The sequence below is a fragment of the Allobosea sp. NPDC055353 genome, assembly GCF_053644975.1.
Genome location: NZ_JBSHMC010000002.1, coordinates 372463 through 387040, shown reverse-complemented (window position 1 = coordinate 387040; position 14578 = coordinate 372463). Strand labels below are relative to the sequence as shown.

Sequence of the window (14578 nt, the reverse complement as noted above, 5' to 3'; positions counted from 1 at the left end):
GGTCATGAGATGCGGATGATATAGCATGGAAACTCCATGGGGCCACGCCCATCTTCCGGCGACCTCATGGAGAACCCCATGTCAGATTCCCTGTCTGCCACTGCACTCGAATTCGACGATACAGCCGAGGAGGCCCGCGACAAGCCGGCCTGGGCTGCCGTCACATCCCTGACCTTTGGCGTCTTCGGCCTCGTCACGGCCGAGTTCCTGCCGGCGAGCCTGCTCACCCCGATGGCGGCCGATGTCGGCGTCTCCGTCGGCGCCGCCGGGCAGGCGGTGACTGCGACCGCCGTGGTCGGCGCCATCGCCGGCCTCGCCGCGGCAATCGTGACGCGCGGCATCGACCGGCGCATCGTGATCTGGTCGCTGACCGTCCTGCTGATCGTCTCCAGCGTCATCGCGGCAATCGCCACCAACCTGACCACGCTGCTCTTCGCCCGCGTCCTGCTCGGCATCGGGCTCGGCGCCTTCTGGTCGATGGTCGCGGCGACCGCGATGCGGCTCGTGCCGCCCAGCGCCCTGCCCAAGGCGATGTCGCTGATCTTTGCCGGCGTCTCCCTCGCCACCGTCAGCGCCGCGCCGATCGGAGCCTATCTCGGCAATGTGATGGGCTGGCGCTTCGTATTCTGGCTTTCGGCGCTGGTCGGCGTCGCGACGCTCGTTATCCAGATCGCGGTGCTGCCGCGTCTGCCGGCGCGCGGCTCGCCCGATATCCGCACGCTGTTCCGCCTGCTCGGCCAGCCCAGCATCGCGCTCGTGCTCGCCGGCATCGTCGTGGTGATCTCCGGCCATTTCGCGGGCTTCACCTATGTGCGCCCGTTCCTGGAGCAGATCCCCAAGCTCTCGGTCGAGGCGATCTCGCTCGTCCTGCTGGCCTATGGCGTCGGCGGCTTCTTCGGCAATTTCGCGGGCGGGGCGATCACCGCGCGCAGCGCCAAGGCCTCGGTGATCTTCGGTGCCTTCCTGATCGCCGCGGTGGGCGTGAGCCTGCTCTTCGTCGGATCGTCGCCGATCGCCTCCGCCATCGCGGTTGGGCTCTGGGGCTTTGCCTTCGGTGCGCTGCCGGTCGGCTTCCAGACCTGGCTGGTGCGCGTCGCCCCGGAGGATGAGGCCGAATCGGCCGGCGGCCTGATCGTTGCCGCCTTCCAGATCGCGATTGCGAGCGGTGCCATCTTCGGCGGTTTGCTGGTCGATGGCTTCGGGACGCTCGGGGTCATCGCCTATGCCGCGGCCGCGACGTTGGTCGGTGGGACGGGCGTGCTGCTGCTGGGCTCGAAGAGCCCCGAGCGGGTCGGTGCAGGGGCGGCTGCGCACGCCCTCTGACGCTCCATCCAAGAATGGCAAAACCGATCGGGCGCGTGATGCGCCCGATCACTTTTCTTCAAGACAGTATGGCGGGCTTCTGCGCTATCCTTGGGCATGCAGTCGATCTCGCAGGAACAGGCCTTGCTGGAGACCCCGCTCAGGGCGGGGGAGAGCGCGCACCTGTTCGCCACGCGCCGCTTCGACGGGCTCGAGTTCCTCGCCGCGACCTTCCGTACCCATGCCTATGCCCCGCATGCCCATGACACCTATGCGATCGGGACGATCGAGATGGGCTGTGAGGTCTGGCATGCGCGTGGGCAGAAACTCTATGCCGGCCCCGGCGATATCGTGATGAACCACCCGCTCGACGTCCATGACGGCGCGCCGAGCGAGGGCGGCTATCGCTACCGGATGAGCTACCCTTCCGTCGAATTGATGCAGGAGATCGCAGCGTCGCTGACGGGCGGCGAGGCTGTCGGCACGCCGTTCTTCCGCGATCCCGTGGTGCAGGACCCGGCGGGTGCCGCACTGTTCAGCGCCGCGCATCGCTTGCTGGAGGAAGGCGCCGACGCGCTGGCGGGCGAGGAGGCCTTGCTGCGCGCCTATGCCCATATGCTGGCGCGCCATGCCGACCTGACCGTGCAGGCGGTTGGGCGCGAGGACGGGCCGGTGGCGCGAACGCGCCGGGCGATCGAGGCGCGCTATGAGGAAGACCTGTCGCTGGCCGACCTCGCGCGATTGGCAGGGTTGCCGCGTCATCACCTGATCCGGGCCTTCCGGCGCGAGACCGGGCTGACGCCGCATGCCTATCTCATCGATGTCCGGGTCCGGCGGGCACGCGAGCGCTTGCGGCGCGGCGAGACGCTGGGCGAGGTCGCGGCGGCGACCGGATTCTGTGATCAGCCCCACCTGACGCGGGCCTTCAAGGCGCGGCTCGGGGTCACGCCCGGCGCCTTCCGCGCGGCGCATGCCGGCTGAACGACAAGCTTCAAGAGAACCAACAACTCATGTCCACGATGCGTGACGATATCAGGCGCGGCCTGAACGATATCTGGCCGGCTGCGGTGGCCGCGGCGCCGATCGGGCTGCTCTTCGGCGCGGTGGCGGCCAGCAAGGGGCTCTCGCCCCTCGAAGTCTTCCTGATGAGCATCATGGTCTTCGCAGGCGGGGCGCAGTTCGCCGCGATCGAGCTTTGGGCAAGCCCGGCGCCGGTAGCGGCACTGGTGTTCTCGACGCTGCTGATCAATGCGCGCCATGTGCTGATGGGTGCTTCGCTGGCGCCGAAGCTCCAGGGCTTCAGCCGTTGGCAGAAATTCCTCGGCCTCTATTACATGGCCGACGAGAACTGGGCGCTGGCCGAGAAGCGCGCCCGCACCCACCGGCTGACGCCAGCCTACTGGTTCGCGATGGTGATCCCCTTCGTCGCCGGCTGGCTGATCAACTCGACGCTGGGCGCGATGATCGGCGCGGTGCTGGGCGATCCCAAGCGGCTCGGCGCCGATTTCGCCTTCACGGCCCTGTTCATCGCACTCGTCGCCGCCTTCTGGAAGGGGCGGGTGACGTTCTGGACGGTCGCAGCCGCCGGCATCGCCTCGGCCGTGACCTATCGGTTGGCCGGGCCGCCCTGGCATGTCGCGGCAGGGGCGCTCTGCGGATTGCTGGCGGCGTGGCTTGCCGCTGGTGGCGAAGAGCAGCCGGTCACCGAGGAGGCCAAGGCGTGAGCGTCGATCCGATCAACCTTCTCGCCTTCCTGGGTATGGCGATCGTGACCTATTTCACGCGCGTCGCCGGACTGGCGCTGGCCGGGCGGCTCAGCCTCTCGCCGCGCGCGCAGGCCGCCTTCGACGCGATCCCGCCGGCCGTCTTGATCGCGGTGATCGCGCCGAGCGCGCTTGCCACCGGCTGGGCGGAGACGGCGGCGGCGGCGGTCACGGCACTCGCCGCGACGCGGCTGCCCTTGCTGGGCGTGGTCGCTGTCGGGGTTGTCGCAGTGGTCGGGTTCCGGATGGTATTCTAGCGCACCGTCATGCTCGGGCCTGGACCCGAGCATGACGTGACCGCCCTTGTCATTCCGGGGCGCGCCTTCAGGCGCGAACCCGGAACCCACGACTGGGCGAGCCGCCGGCCACTGAACACAGGATGTCTCACCCGGTCGTGGGTTCCGGGTTCTTCGCTGCGCGAAGCCCCGGAATGACAATGGTGGTTACAACCGCGATGCGGCAGTTTTCTCGCGGTAGAGACGCCTCACAAAGCCCGGCAAGCCGCCTCCAGCCACGCCTTCGCCTCGCCCTCGACCTGCGGCGAGAGCTTCTCCCAGACCTTGGCGTGATAGGCGTCGATCCAGGCGATCTCGCCGGCATCGAGCATGTCTTTCTCGATCAGGGCGCGCTCATAGGGGCACCAGGTGATCGTCTCGAAGCCGTAGATCACGCGCTCGGCCCCCGGAATCTGGCGCTCCTCGACCACGATCAGGTTCTCGATGCGGATGCCGTATTCGCCCTGCTTGTAGTAGCCGGGCTCGTTGGAGAGGATCATGCCCGGCTCCAATGGCGTGGTGCCGAGCTTGGAGAGGCGCTGCGGCCCCTCATGCACCGAGAGGTAGCTGCCGACGCCGTGGCCGGTGCCGTGGTCGAAATCGAAGCCGCCCTGCCAGAGCGGCAGGCGCGCGAAGGCGTCGAGTTGCGCGCCCGACGTTCCCTTGACGAAGACCAGCCGCGAGATCGCGACATGGCCCTTGAGCACGCGGGTATAGCGGTCGCGCATTTCGGAGGGGGGCTCGCCGATCACCATGGTACGGGTGATGTCGGTGGTGCCGTCCTCGTACTGGCCGCCTGAATCGACCAGGAAGATGCCGGGCTCCAGCTTGCGGTTGGTCGCCTCGCTGACGCGATAATGCGGCAACGCCGCATTGGGGCCGGCGCCGGCGATGGTGGTGAAGGAGACGTCCTTGAGCAGGCCGGTCTTGAGGCGTTCGGCCTCGAGCGCGGCCACTGCATCGATCTCGGTCAGGCCGCCTTTCGGCGCCTCGCGCGCCAGCCAGGAGAGATAGCGCACCATCACGGCGCCGTCGCGCAGATGGGCGTTGCGGGCGCCGTCCAATTCGGCGGCGTTCTTGCGCGCCTTCATCAGGGCGATCGGGTCGGTGCCGGCATCGGGCGTGCCGCCGGCATCGCGGATCAGGGTCGCGAGCGCCGAAGCTGCGGTCGTCGCATCGAGCCGGACCTTGGCCTTGGCTGCGCCGAGCTTGGCGATCTGCTTGTCGAGCTCGGCCGGAGGGGCGATCTCGCCGACGGCGCCGATCGCGTCGCCGGCCTCGTTGGTGATCTTCTCGGGCGCGAGGAAGACGGTCGGCCGGCCCTCGCGCGGGATGATGGAATAGCCGAGCGGCAGCGGCGTGTGCTCGACATCGCCGCCGCGGATGTTGAAGACCCAGGCCAGGGCATGCGGATCGGAGACGACGAGCGCGTCGACCTTGGCCTCGGCAAGCGCCTTCTGGATGCGGGCGAGCTTCGAGACGCTGTCCTCGCCGGCGAAGGCTGCCGGATGGGCCTTGACCGGCGCGGTCGGCGGCGCCGGGCGGTCACTCCAGAGCGCGTCGATCGGGTTGGCCTTGACGGCAATGAGGCTGCCGCCGGCTGCGGCCGCTGCCTTTTCGAGGCGGGCGAGGCCATCGACCGTATGCAGCCAGGGATCGTAGCCGAGCTTGCCGCCAGCCGGCAGGTTCTGCTCGACCCAGCGCTCCAGCGGCGTCTCCTCCATGCGAACCGGCGTGACGACCGTGGTGTCGGTCTGCTCGGCCGACTGGATGGTGTAGCGGCCGTCGACGATCAGCGCGGCCTTGTCGGCCAGGACCACGGCGTTGCCGGCCGAGCCGGTGAAGCCGGTCAGCCATGCCAAGCGGGCCATATGGGCGGGGACATATTCGCCCTGATGTTCGTCGGCGCGCGGGACGACGAAGCCGTCGAGGCCTTGCGCTGCCAATGCCTTGCGCAGGGCGGCAACGCGGCCGGCAACCAGCCTGGGGTCGCTCGGTTCAGAGAAGGACTGGAAGCGGCAGGTCGGCAGGGTCGAATCGGTCATGGCGGGGTCCGGCTTGGTGTCGCGGCATCGTCGCCTCGCACCGGCAAAAGCGCCAGCGCAAATCCGTCGGTTTGGAGATGCCTGTTTGATAGGGCCGCGCTGCCTTCCTGCTCCGCATTGTGCCGATTGGTTATGCAATATACGCAAACATTAATGGATATGGACGGATCGCATGCATTTTCTGCATGTCTCGCATATGCGAACATATCTTCTCGCAAGTGCGAAATGGCCCCATCTTGATCGCATAAGAGAACGAGGAAGCGACCGGGACTGTCCTTCGTTTTTCGGAGATAGACCCATGACTTACGTGTTGAACAATGCCGACGTGCTGCCCGTAACGGGCCGGAGCCATGGCGAAACCCGCGCCAGCAAGCCGGGGCTGATGCAGCGCTTCTATGCCGCGCTCGTCGTGAGCCGCGCGCGTTCCGCAGCCCGCCAGTTGCGCGCCCGCAACCTCCTCGTCAACGAGGCCGAGATCGTGCTGGGCGGCTACCCGTCCGCGACGCTGTCGAGCGACGTCTCCCTGCCTTTCAACCGCTGAATTCACGCCGCTGCGGCCTCGCGCCGCGCAGCTGACAATCTTCAAGGACCTTCATCATGATCGCCATCATCAAGCATATCGTCGAGCAGATCGCCGACGCCGCGAAGTTCACTGCCGCCGTCTGGCACGATGCCCGCAGCCTGCAGGCCGAGGCCGAGAAGAAGTACGGCTATATCGGCTTCTGAGCCGAGCGAGTAACGATCTCGCGCTTCTCCGGAAGCGCCGGAGGTCAGGCAAGGCGGCGCGGCCTCTGGGCTGCGCCGCCTTTTTTCATGACCAGCGTCGCCCAGCCTTCGCGCAGCGAGTGGCTGGCGAGATGGACGCCCTGGTGCCGGTAGGCCGAGACGACGCCGGCGACATCCATCGCCAGCAGGCCCGACAGGATCAGCGTGCCGTTCGACGAGAGCACGCGCGCGATCGACGGAGCGAGGCGCCTCAGCGGGCCGGCCAGGATATTGGCGAAGACGAAATCGAAATGGCCGGGGCGCCAGGCCTTGGCATGGCGCAGGCCCGGCGCGACATAGAGGTCCAGCGCGTTCGGTGCATGATTGAGCCGGGCGTTATGGGCGGAGACCTCGACCGCGACCGCGTCGATATCGCCGGCGACGACCTTGCGCTTGATCTGCTTGGCCAGCGCCAGCCCGAGAATGCCGGTGCCGGTGCCGACATCGATGGCGTGGCGCGGACGGCGCTTCTTCAGTTCGGCGTCGAGCGCCAGCAGGCAGCCGGCGGTGGTGCCGTGATGGCCGGTGCCGAAGGCGAGCGCGGCCTCGATCTCGATCGCGACATCGTTGGTGCGGACGACGTGCCGGTCATGCGCACCATGAACGAGGACACGGCCGGCGCGGACGGGCTTCAGGCCGTCGAGGCTGTTGGCAACCCAGTCCTTGGTGTTCACCGTCGTGAAGGGTGTCGTATCGACGAGATCGCCGACGATCGGGCGCAGCAGGTCGCGCACCGCATCCTCATCGGGCGGGTTGGCGAAATAGATCTCCACCTTCCACGGGATGTTCATCGAAAGGGTGGTGATGCCGTCCTCGACCTCGAAGGCGGAAATCGCCGTCTCGGTGGGATCGAAGATCTCGCCGAGCAACTCGGTGAGGGCCCGGGCCTGTTCGCCCGAGGTGGAGAGTTCGAGGACGGTCGCGACCGTCGCTGGCAGGAGGCCTTCGCGCATCGCGCGGGCTTAGCAGGCGCACCCGCCCCTGTCATCGGAAATGGCCATGGCTGTCGCTGCGAAACCCGGCGTTCAGAATTCCCTGTTACCCGCAGGCCATGACGGCCTCGACGCGTTCGATCATCCTGAAGGCAAGTCTCGCGACGCTGCTGTCGATCGCGGCTTCGCTCGGTCTGGCGGTGACCGTCGTACCGATGCTCGGCGGAGTCGTGGACGGCACCGCCTGGCTGATGTGCATTCTCTGTCCGCTCTTGATCGCCTGGCCGGCCAGCGCCTGGCAATTCCGGCAGGCACAGCGCCTGAAGGACGCCCATGGCGAGATCGCGCGATTGCACGGTGAATTGTCGGCGGCACATGAGGCCCTGCTGGAAAGGGCGCGTCGTGATGGCCTGACCGGGCTCCTGAACCGTGAAAGTTTCCTCGCCGAGTTGAAGCAGGCGATGATGCCGGGCGGCAAGGGGACGCTGCTTTTCATCGACGCCGATCATTTCAAGCAGGTCAATGACCGCTTCGGCCATCCGGTCGGCGATGATGCCTTGCGGAGACTGGCGCAGGCGATTGCGGGCGCAGTGGGCGAGGCCGGCCTCTCCGGCCGGCTCGGGGGTGAGGAGTTCGCGGTCTATCTCCCGCGAACCGCCCTGACTGAAGCACAGGCCATCGCGAAACAGGTTCTTGATGCGGTTCGGCGGCTCAGGATCGTGGCACCCGGCGGCGAGCCGGTCAGTCTGACCGTGAGCATCGGTGCCGCCGGTTGGGCCGGCGACACCACAATCGAGCGATTGATCGCCGAGGCCGACGCCCAGCTCTACCGCGCGAAGATGCAGGGCCGGAACCGGGCTGTCTCCGCGTTGAATATCGCTGCGGTGGCCTGAGGCGCGCTCGGTTCAGGCGTGCTGCGCGTTCAGCGTCGTGAAGACCTGATTGAAGCTGCCGGTCGCCTCGGCGAAGCGCAGCGGCTTGCAGCGCTCGACGATGACCTCGGCGGCCTCTGGCTGCGTTGCGAGGATCGTCATCACCTCATTGGTGAAATCGGCGAGCGGCATCGCGGCCGGGTCGACCGCCTGATGCGGGCCGAGCAGTTCGGTCTGGACATAGGGCGGGGCGATCTCGATGACCTCGACCGAGGTGTGCTTGAGCTGCTCACGCAGGCCGATCGACCAGGAATGGATCGCCGCCTTGGTCGCGCTATAGGTTGGGGTCGACGCCAGCGGTACGAAGGCGAGGCCGGACGAGACGGTCAGGACCGTCGCCTGCGGTTGCTTCAGGAAATGCGGCAGGAGCGCCGTCGTCAGGCGGATCGGGCCGAGCAGGTTGGTCGCGACCGTCTCCTCGGCGATGGCGAGATTGTCGGTGGCCGGGACGTTCTCCGGCTTCATGATGCCGGCATTGTTGATGACGGCATTCAGGCTCGGGAAGCGCTCGATCGCCTGCCGGGCGAAGGCGGCGATATCGGTCCCGTCCTGGATGTCGAGCAGCATCGATTCCATGCCCGGGTTGCTGGCGGTGACCGCGTCGAGCACGGCTTCGCGGCGCCCGGCGATGACGACCTTGTTGCCCCTGGCATGCAGGGCCTCGGCCAGCGCCCGGCCGATGCCCGAGCCGCCGCCGGTGATGAGGATGGTGTTTCCGGAAATCTTCATGGCAAAGCCTTCTCGTGGTTGCACGAGACGAGATGGCGCCCATACTCTTCAACGGAAAGAAGGCGCCCGAAGGTGCCATACGCACCAAAAGGAGAGTGTCGGATGCAGGCGATCCGGGCCGCGATGGCGGCGATGCATCAGCGCAGCGAGGCGATCCCGCCGGTCAGCCCGGCGGTGGAGTCGCTGGTGCGGCAGGTCATCGCGCAGGTCGCCGACAAATGGACGATGCTGGTGCTGGAAGCGCTGGAGGAGCACGGCACGCTGCGCTTCACCGAGGTTGGCCGGATCGTCGGCGGCATCAGCCAGAAGATGCTGACCAAGACGCTGCGCGAGATGGAGCGCGACGGGCTGGTGATCCGCACCGTTCATCCGGTGATTCCGCCGCATGTCGACTACACGCTGACGGAGCTGGGGCGCGAGCTGAGCGCCGCCTTCTGCGGCGTCTGGACCTGGGCCGAGACCTATTACGCCGAGGTTTCAGCGGCGCGGAAAGCCTTCCGCGAGCGGGAAGGCGGCGCCTGAACGCTTAAAGGTCCTTGGTCAGGTAGACGCGGGTCGCGCCTGGCGGCTTCGGTGCGATCTCGCCGAAGACCTGCCAGCCGAGCTTCTTGTAGAACTCCGGCGCCTGGAAGCTGATGGTGAAGAGCACGGCCTTGCTGCAGCCGCGGCGCCGCCCTTCCTCCTCGGCCATGGCGAGGATGCGGCTGCCGATGCCGGTGCCGCGCAGGTCCTTCGGCAGGTACACGGTGTCGATGAAGAGCAGCCCGAGCGAGGTGCGCCCGGCGAGCCCGCCGATCGGCTTGCCGGTTTCCGGATCGGTGATGCGGATCTGCAATTCCTGGCGATCGTGCCGGCCGATCGTCGTGTCGTTATAGTCCTTCAGGCCTTCGCCGAGCAGCTTGCGAAAGGCGTCGTCTTCGGCGTCGGTCAGGGTGATCTCGGGAGGCATGGTTGGTCGTCTGCTCAAGAGTAATGTGTGTCGGCTCAGCCCGCCTTCTGCACGAACGAGTCCAGCACCATCTTCCGCCCGGCCTTGTCGAAATCGACGGTCAGCTTGTTGCCGTCGACGCTGGCGACCGAGCCGGGGCCGAACTTGACGTGGAAGACGCGGGCGCCGGTGCCGTAGGCGGATTCGCCGGAGGATTTCGCCGTCAGCTCGCCCTCGATCATGAGCGGGCCGCGCTGGCGTGAACTGCCGAACCCGCCCTGGTTGAAGCCACCCTGGCCGAAGCCGCGGCCGCTTTCCGAGAATCCGCTGCCGCCGCCGCTGTTCTTCGCCCGGTTTTCCTGCGCACGCTGCCAGCCCGGCGTGTTGTAGCTGGAGCCGAAGCTCTCCATCCGGTCGAAACGCGAGGCGCCGTAGCCGCCCTGCGAATAGCTGGACGCTGCCTGCTCGACCTCGACATGCTCCTCCGGCAACTCGTCGATGAAGCGGGAGGGCAGGCTGGTCTGCCAGAGGCCGTGGATGCGCCGGTTCGAGGCGAAATAGAGCTTCAGCTTCTTGCGGGCGCGGGTGAGGCCGACATGGGCGAGGCGGCGCTCTTCCTCCAGCCCGGCGCGGCCGCTCTCGTCGAGCGCGCGCTGGTTCGGGAACAGGCCTTCCTCCCAGCCGGGCAGGAAGACCGTGTCGAATTCCAGCCCCTTGGCGGCGTGCAGCGTCATGATTGAGGCGCGGGCGCCGGAATCGCCATCGGCGACATCCATCACCAGCGAGACGTGCTCGAGGAAGGCCGGCAGGTCCGGGAATTCATCGAGGGAGCGGACCAGCTCCTTGAGGTTCTCGAGGCGCCCGGCGGCATCGGCCGAGCGGTCCTTTTTCCACATCTCGGTATAGCCGCTCTCTTCCAGAACCAGCTCGGCGAGCTCGCCCTGCGGCATATGCTCGGCGCGGGACGACCAGCGGCCGAAGGCATCGACCAGCTCGCGCAGGGAGGTGCGGGCCTTGGGCTTCAACTCGTCGCTCTCGACCGCGGCGCGGGCCGACTGCATCAGCGAGAACCCGGTGGCGCGGGCATGGTTGTGCAGGAGCTGGACCGTCGCGTCGCCCAGCCCGCGCTTGGGCACGTTGACGATACGCTCGAAGGCGAGGTCGTCGGTCGGCGATACCACGCAGCGCAGATAGGCGAGCGCATCGCGAATCTCGGCGCGCTCATAGAAGCGCGGGCCGCCGATGACGCGATAGGGCACGCCGGCCTGGACGAAGCGCTCCTCGATCTCGCGCATCTGGGCGGAGATGCGCACGAGCACCGCGACCTGGCCGAGGTCCTGGCCCTTCGCCTGCATCGCCTCGATCTCGTCGGAGATCAGGCGGGCTTCCTCCTGGCTGTCCCAGGCGCCGGTGATGGTGACCTTCTCGCCGAGCGCGTCCTCGGTGCGCAAAGTCTTGCCGAGGCGGCCCTCGTTGCGGGCGATCAGCTTCGAGGCGGTGGCGAGGATATGGCCGGTCGAGCGGTAGTTGCGCTCCAGCCGGATCACGGTCGCGCCGGGAAAGTCGTGCTCGAAGCGCAGGATGTTGTCGACCTCGGCGCCGCGCCAGCCATAGATCGACTGGTCATCGTCGCCGACGCAGCAGATGTTGCGGCGGCCCTGTGCCAGGAGACGCAGCCAGAGATACTGCGCCGTGTTGGTGTCCTGGTACTCGTCGACGAGGATGTAGCGGAAGCGGTCGTGATAGGTCTGGAGCACGTCCGGATAGTCGCGGAACAGCGTCAGGCAGTGCAGCAGGAGATCGCCGAAATCGACGGCGTTGAGCGCCTTCAGCCGCTCCTGATAGGCGGTGTAGAGCTTGCCGCCCTTGCCGTTTGCGAAGACGGCGGCCTCGCCGGCGGGCACGTCCTTAGGTGCAAGGCCGCGGTTCTTCCAGCTATCGATGAAGCCTGCCAGCATGCGGCCGGGCCAGCGCTTTTCGTCGATATCCTCGGCCTGGATCACCTGCTTCATCAGGCGGATCTGGTCGTCGGTGTCGAGGATGGTGAAGTCGCTGCGCAGGTCGAGCAGTTCGGCATGGCGGCGCAGCAGCTTGGCCGAGATCGAGTGGAACGTGCCGAGCCATGGCATGCCCTCGGCGACCGGCCCGACGAGATGGGCGACGCGCTCCTTCATCTCGCGCGCCGCCTTGTTGGTGAAGGTGACGGCGAGGATCTGCGAAGGATAGGCGCGGCTGGTCGAGATCAGATGGCCGATGCGGGTGGTCAGCACGCGGGTCTTGCCGGTGCCGGCGCCGGCGAGCACCAGTACCGGACCGTCAGTCGCCTCGACCGCCTGGCGCTGCTCCGGGTTCAGCCCCGCCAGATAGCCGGCCGCCGGCTGCGCGGCTGCACGCGCGGCGAGGCCGCCGGGGCGGGGCGGAGGAGCGGAAAAGGGGTCTGCGTCGGACAAGGGTGTGCGCTGCTCGTGCGTGATTCGTTCTCCGGCGAATATAGGGCGTCGCTGTCAGGATTGCGCCCTGCCGGAGCGATCATTTTATATCCCGCTCCACAGGGAGGTGGCAGCAATGGCCGAACCAAGCGGACCTGAGAGCTGGGAGATTACCAATCAGGTGCCGGCGCTGGCCGGCTACGACGCCTTCGCTGCCGATCCGGTGCTGCCCGGCATCCTGTCGGCCTTCGGCGCCGACTGGGCGCGCGAGCGGCTGCATGAGGCGGGGCGGACGGTCGGTTCGGCCAGCGTGCAGGAGCTGGCCTATCTCGCCAATCGCTACACACCGGAACTGAAGGCCTTCGACCGCTTCGGCAACCGGATCGACGAAATCGCCTTTCATCCAGCCTGGCACGACCTGATGGGGCTCGCGATCAGGCAGGAGACGCATGCGCTCGCCTGGAACCGGCCGGAGCCGGGCGGACAGGTGGCGCGAGCCGCCCTGCAATATCTCTGGTACGGGGCCGAGAGCGGCATCTGCTGTCCGATCAGCATGACCTACGCGGCGGTGCCGGTTCTGCAGCAGGACGCAGCGCTGTGGGAGCAGTGGGGCTCGCTCGTCACCTCCAATCGCTACGATCCGCGGCAGGGGCCGGCTCATCTCAAGACGGGCGCGACCGTCGGCACGGCGATGACCGAGACGCAAGGCGGCTCGGACCTGCGCCAGACCCAGACCGTGGCCGAGGACAATCGCGACGGGACGTGGTCGCTGAATGGGCGGAAATGGTTCTTCTCGGTGCCGCATTCCGACCTTTTCCTGACGCTGGCGCGAACGGGCGAGGGCGTCTCCTGCTTCGTCGTGCCGGGCTGGCTGCCGGATGGGACGCGCAACGGCGTCGCGATCCAACGCTTGAAGGACAAGGTCGGCAATCGCTCGAATGCCTCTTCAGAGGTCGAGTTTCGCGGCGCGATCGGCCACCTCATCGGCGAGCCGGGCAGGGGCATCCGCACCGGTCTCTCGATGAACCACAATTCGCGGCTCGACATCGCGGCGGCATCGTCGGGGTTGATGCGCATGGCAGTCTCGCTCGCGGCCCATCACGCGCAGCATCGCCGGGCCTTCCAGAAGGCGCTGATCGACCAGCCGATCATGCAGAACGTGCTCGCCGATCTTGCGATCGAGGCGGAGGCCGCTGCCTGGCTCGCCTTCCGGCTGTTTGCGGCGCTCGACCGGCAGGAGGAATCGCCGAGCGAGCGCTTGCTGGCGCGCGTGGGCGCGCCGATCGCGAAATACTGGATCACGCGGCGCGCGCCGGCCGTGGTCACCGAGGCGCTGGAATGCCATGGCGGCAATGGCTTCATCGAGGAGAACCCGATGGCGCGGCTCTACAGGGAGGCTCCGCTCAACGCGATCTGGGAGGGCTCCGGCAACGTCATCTGCCTGGACGTGCTGCGCTCGCTGGCGCGCGAGGAGGGCGCGGTCGATGTGCTCCGGGCGGAATTGATGGCGGCGGCGGGCGCGGACCGGCGCTACGACGCGGCGCTGAAGCGGCTGGAGGGCGCATTGCCCGAGATGACGCGCAACGAGGGACAGGCACGGAGGCTGACGGAGAAGCTGGCGCTCATGCTCCAGGGCTCGCTGCTGCTGCGGTATGCGCCGGCTGCGGTGGCAGATGCGTTCATTGCCACGCGGCTGGATGGCGGCTGGTCGGGGCAGTTCGGCGACTTGCCGCCGGCGGTTGATGCGGCGGCGCTGGCGCGACGGGCGGTGCCGATCATCAATTAGGCTCTGACAGCGCGGGGAACCCTCTCCCGGAGGGAGAGGGCAGGGTGAGGGGTAGGTCGTTGGACGCTTTAGCCGTGACCTGACCGCTGCTGCGGTGAGGGTGAGCGCAACTGGTCAAACGGCCGACACCTCACCCCTGCCCCTCTCCTTACAGGAGAGGGGTTCCCCGCGCTTTCTGGTTCGAGAGATGCTTGGGTCAAGCTGGAGCATGACGCATGCGCGTCAAGCCGCTTCCGGTTCGAAATTCATCGCCTCGCCGTTGATGCAGTAGCGCAGGCCGGTGGGGGGCGGGCCGTCGGGGAAGACGTGGCCGAGATGGCCGCCGCAATTGGCGCAATGGACCTCGACGCGGAGCATGCCGTAGCTGCGGTCCTCGGTGGTGCCGACAGAGCCTTCCAGCGGCTGGTCGAAGCTTGGCCAGCCGGTACCGCTCTCGAATTTCTTGCCGGACTTGAACAGCTTCTGGTCGCAGCCGGCGCAGGAGAAGGTGCCGGCGCGCTTCTCGTAGTTGAGCGCGCAGGAGCCGGCCCGCTCGGTGCCATGGCCGCGCAGGATGCGATACTGCTCCGGGGTCAGGCGCGTGCGCCATTCGGCGTCCGTGAGCTGGAAAGGGAAGCTTTCGTCCTGCTTCTTCTCGGCTCCGAACATGCTCATCAGACCCATTGCGATCTCCTTCCTGGCGGGAGCGCCTC

The 14578-nt window shown here is 67.4% G+C and carries 15 protein-coding genes; 9 read left to right on the top strand and 6 right to left on the bottom strand.

Translation table 11 applies throughout. The features are described from left to right. Positions 1 to 78: 78 nt before the first annotated feature. From ACWIEX_RS15180 to ACWIEX_RS15165, 4 genes are all read left to right on the top strand, one after another. On the top strand, positions 79 to 1323 hold the full coding sequence (locus ACWIEX_RS15180) for an MFS transporter (protein ID WP_454033857.1): 1245 nt from the start codon (positions 79 to 81) through the stop codon (positions 1321 to 1323). Positions 1324 to 1419: 96 nt separating this feature from the next. Further along, positions 1420 to 2283 carry an AraC family ligand binding domain-containing protein gene (locus ACWIEX_RS15175; RefSeq protein ID WP_454033856.1) on the top strand — a complete coding sequence of 288 codons (864 nt, stop codon included), beginning with the start codon at positions 1420 to 1422 and terminating at the stop codon, positions 2281 to 2283. Positions 2284 to 2312: 29 nt separating this feature from the next. Further along, positions 2313 to 3026 carry an AzlC family ABC transporter permease gene (locus ACWIEX_RS15170; protein ID WP_454033855.1) on the top strand — a complete coding sequence of 238 codons (714 nt, stop codon included), beginning with the start codon at positions 2313 to 2315 and terminating at the stop codon, positions 3024 to 3026. Then, complete coding sequence (locus ACWIEX_RS15165; RefSeq protein WP_454033854.1) at positions 3023 to 3322, top strand: AzlD family protein; 300 nt, start codon at positions 3023 to 3025, stop codon at positions 3320 to 3322. The genes ACWIEX_RS15170 and ACWIEX_RS15165 overlap by 4 nt, the downstream gene beginning before the upstream one ends. Positions 3323 to 3549: 227 nt before the next feature. Here the strand turns inward: ACWIEX_RS15165 and ACWIEX_RS15160 are convergent, their stop codons facing one another. Beyond that, positions 3550 to 5385: an aminopeptidase P family protein gene (locus tag ACWIEX_RS15160; protein WP_454033853.1), complete on the bottom strand. Its 1836-nt coding sequence runs from the start codon at positions 5383 to 5385 to the stop codon at positions 3550 to 3552. Between the two features lie 298 nt (positions 5386 to 5683). Here ACWIEX_RS15160 and ACWIEX_RS15155 point away from each other — a divergent pair, with 298 nt between their 5' ends. Both ACWIEX_RS15155 and ACWIEX_RS15150 read left to right on the top strand, forming a co-directional pair. Further along, a complete protein-coding gene (locus ACWIEX_RS15155; RefSeq protein WP_454033852.1) occupies positions 5684 to 5926 on the top strand; it encodes a hypothetical protein in 243 nt (80 codons plus the stop codon). Positions 5927 to 5982: 56 nt separating this feature from the next. Continuing rightward, positions 5983 to 6111, top strand: coding sequence for a hypothetical protein (locus tag ACWIEX_RS15150; RefSeq protein WP_274532863.1), 129 nt, complete (start codon positions 5983 to 5985; stop codon positions 6109 to 6111). A gap of 44 nt (positions 6112 to 6155) precedes the next feature. Here ACWIEX_RS15150 and ACWIEX_RS15145 read toward each other — a convergent pair whose 3' ends face one another. Then, positions 6156 to 7103 (bottom strand): 50S ribosomal protein L11 methyltransferase, encoded by a 948-nt coding sequence (locus ACWIEX_RS15145; RefSeq protein WP_454033851.1) that lies wholly within the window; start codon positions 7101 to 7103, stop codon positions 6156 to 6158. Between the two features lie 98 nt (positions 7104 to 7201). On the opposite strand from ACWIEX_RS15145, the gene ACWIEX_RS15140 reads away from it, so the two are divergent. Beyond that, a complete protein-coding gene (locus ACWIEX_RS15140) occupies positions 7202 to 7975 on the top strand; it encodes a GGDEF domain-containing protein (RefSeq protein ID WP_454033850.1) in 774 nt (257 codons plus the stop codon). Between the two features lie 12 nt (positions 7976 to 7987). On the opposite strand, the gene ACWIEX_RS15135 is transcribed toward ACWIEX_RS15140, so the two are convergent. Further along, on the bottom strand, positions 7988 to 8743 hold the full coding sequence (locus tag ACWIEX_RS15135) for an SDR family oxidoreductase (RefSeq protein ID WP_454033849.1): 756 nt from the start codon (positions 8741 to 8743) through the stop codon (positions 7988 to 7990). A gap of 102 nt (positions 8744 to 8845) precedes the next feature. Here ACWIEX_RS15135 and ACWIEX_RS15130 point away from each other — a divergent pair, with 102 nt between their 5' ends. Beyond that, on the top strand, positions 8846 to 9265 hold the full coding sequence (locus ACWIEX_RS15130) for a winged helix-turn-helix transcriptional regulator (protein ID WP_454033848.1): 420 nt from the start codon (positions 8846 to 8848) through the stop codon (positions 9263 to 9265). 4 nt (positions 9266 to 9269) lie between these two features. Here the strand turns inward: ACWIEX_RS15130 and ACWIEX_RS15125 are convergent, their stop codons facing one another. After that, the gene (locus ACWIEX_RS15125; RefSeq protein WP_454033847.1) at positions 9270 to 9692 is read right to left on the bottom strand and encodes a GNAT family N-acetyltransferase; all 423 of its coding nucleotides are present in this window, start codon (positions 9690 to 9692) and stop codon (positions 9270 to 9272) included. Between the two features lie 35 nt (positions 9693 to 9727). After that, the gene (locus ACWIEX_RS15120; RefSeq protein ID WP_454033846.1) at positions 9728 to 12121 is read right to left on the bottom strand and encodes an ATP-dependent helicase; all 2394 of its coding nucleotides are present in this window, start codon (positions 12119 to 12121) and stop codon (positions 9728 to 9730) included. 115 nt (positions 12122 to 12236) lie between these two features. Between ACWIEX_RS15120 and ACWIEX_RS15115 the strand changes: the two genes are divergently transcribed. After that, positions 12237 to 13886, top strand: a complete 1650-nt coding sequence (locus ACWIEX_RS15115; RefSeq protein ID WP_454033845.1) for an acyl-CoA dehydrogenase family protein — start codon at positions 12237 to 12239, stop codon at positions 13884 to 13886. Between the two features lie 222 nt (positions 13887 to 14108). Here ACWIEX_RS15115 and msrB read toward each other — a convergent pair whose 3' ends face one another. Next, a complete protein-coding gene (gene msrB / locus ACWIEX_RS15110; RefSeq protein WP_454033844.1) occupies positions 14109 to 14540 on the bottom strand; it encodes a peptide-methionine (R)-S-oxide reductase MsrB in 432 nt (143 codons plus the stop codon). Positions 14541 to 14578 lie beyond the last annotated feature (38 nt).

Excerpts from the sequence above, each read along its gene's own strand:
- ACWIEX_RS15180 (WP_454033857.1), top strand. The coding sequence starts at position 79 with ATGTCAGATTCCCTGTCTGCCACTGCACTCGAATTCGACGATACAGCC.
- ACWIEX_RS15175 (WP_454033856.1), top strand. The coding sequence starts at position 1,420 with ATGCAGTCGATCTCGCAGGAACAGGCCTTGCTGGAGACCCCGCTCAGG.
- ACWIEX_RS15170 (WP_454033855.1), top strand. The coding sequence starts at position 2,313 with ATGTCCACGATGCGTGACGATATCAGGCGCGGCCTGAACGATATCTGG.
- ACWIEX_RS15160 (WP_454033853.1), bottom strand. The coding sequence starts at position 5,385 with ATGACCGATTCGACCCTGCCGACCTGCCGCTTCCAGTCCTTCTCTGAA.
- ACWIEX_RS15155 (WP_454033852.1), top strand. The coding sequence starts at position 5,684 with ATGACTTACGTGTTGAACAATGCCGACGTGCTGCCCGTAACGGGCCGG.
- ACWIEX_RS15150 (WP_274532863.1), top strand. The coding sequence starts at position 5,983 with ATGATCGCCATCATCAAGCATATCGTCGAGCAGATCGCCGACGCCGCG.
- ACWIEX_RS15145 (WP_454033851.1), bottom strand. The coding sequence starts at position 7,103 with ATGCGCGAAGGCCTCCTGCCAGCGACGGTCGCGACCGTCCTCGAACTC.
- ACWIEX_RS15140 (WP_454033850.1), top strand. The coding sequence starts at position 7,202 with ATGACGGCCTCGACGCGTTCGATCATCCTGAAGGCAAGTCTCGCGACG.
- ACWIEX_RS15135 (WP_454033849.1), bottom strand. The coding sequence starts at position 8,743 with ATGAAGATTTCCGGAAACACCATCCTCATCACCGGCGGCGGCTCGGGC.
- ACWIEX_RS15130 (WP_454033848.1), top strand. The coding sequence starts at position 8,846 with ATGCAGGCGATCCGGGCCGCGATGGCGGCGATGCATCAGCGCAGCGAG.
- ACWIEX_RS15125 (WP_454033847.1), bottom strand. The coding sequence starts at position 9,692 with ATGCCTCCCGAGATCACCCTGACCGACGCCGAAGACGACGCCTTTCGC.
- ACWIEX_RS15115 (WP_454033845.1), top strand. The coding sequence starts at position 12,237 with ATGGCCGAACCAAGCGGACCTGAGAGCTGGGAGATTACCAATCAGGTG.
- msrB (WP_454033844.1), bottom strand. The coding sequence starts at position 14,540 with ATGAGCATGTTCGGAGCCGAGAAGAAGCAGGACGAAAGCTTCCCTTTC.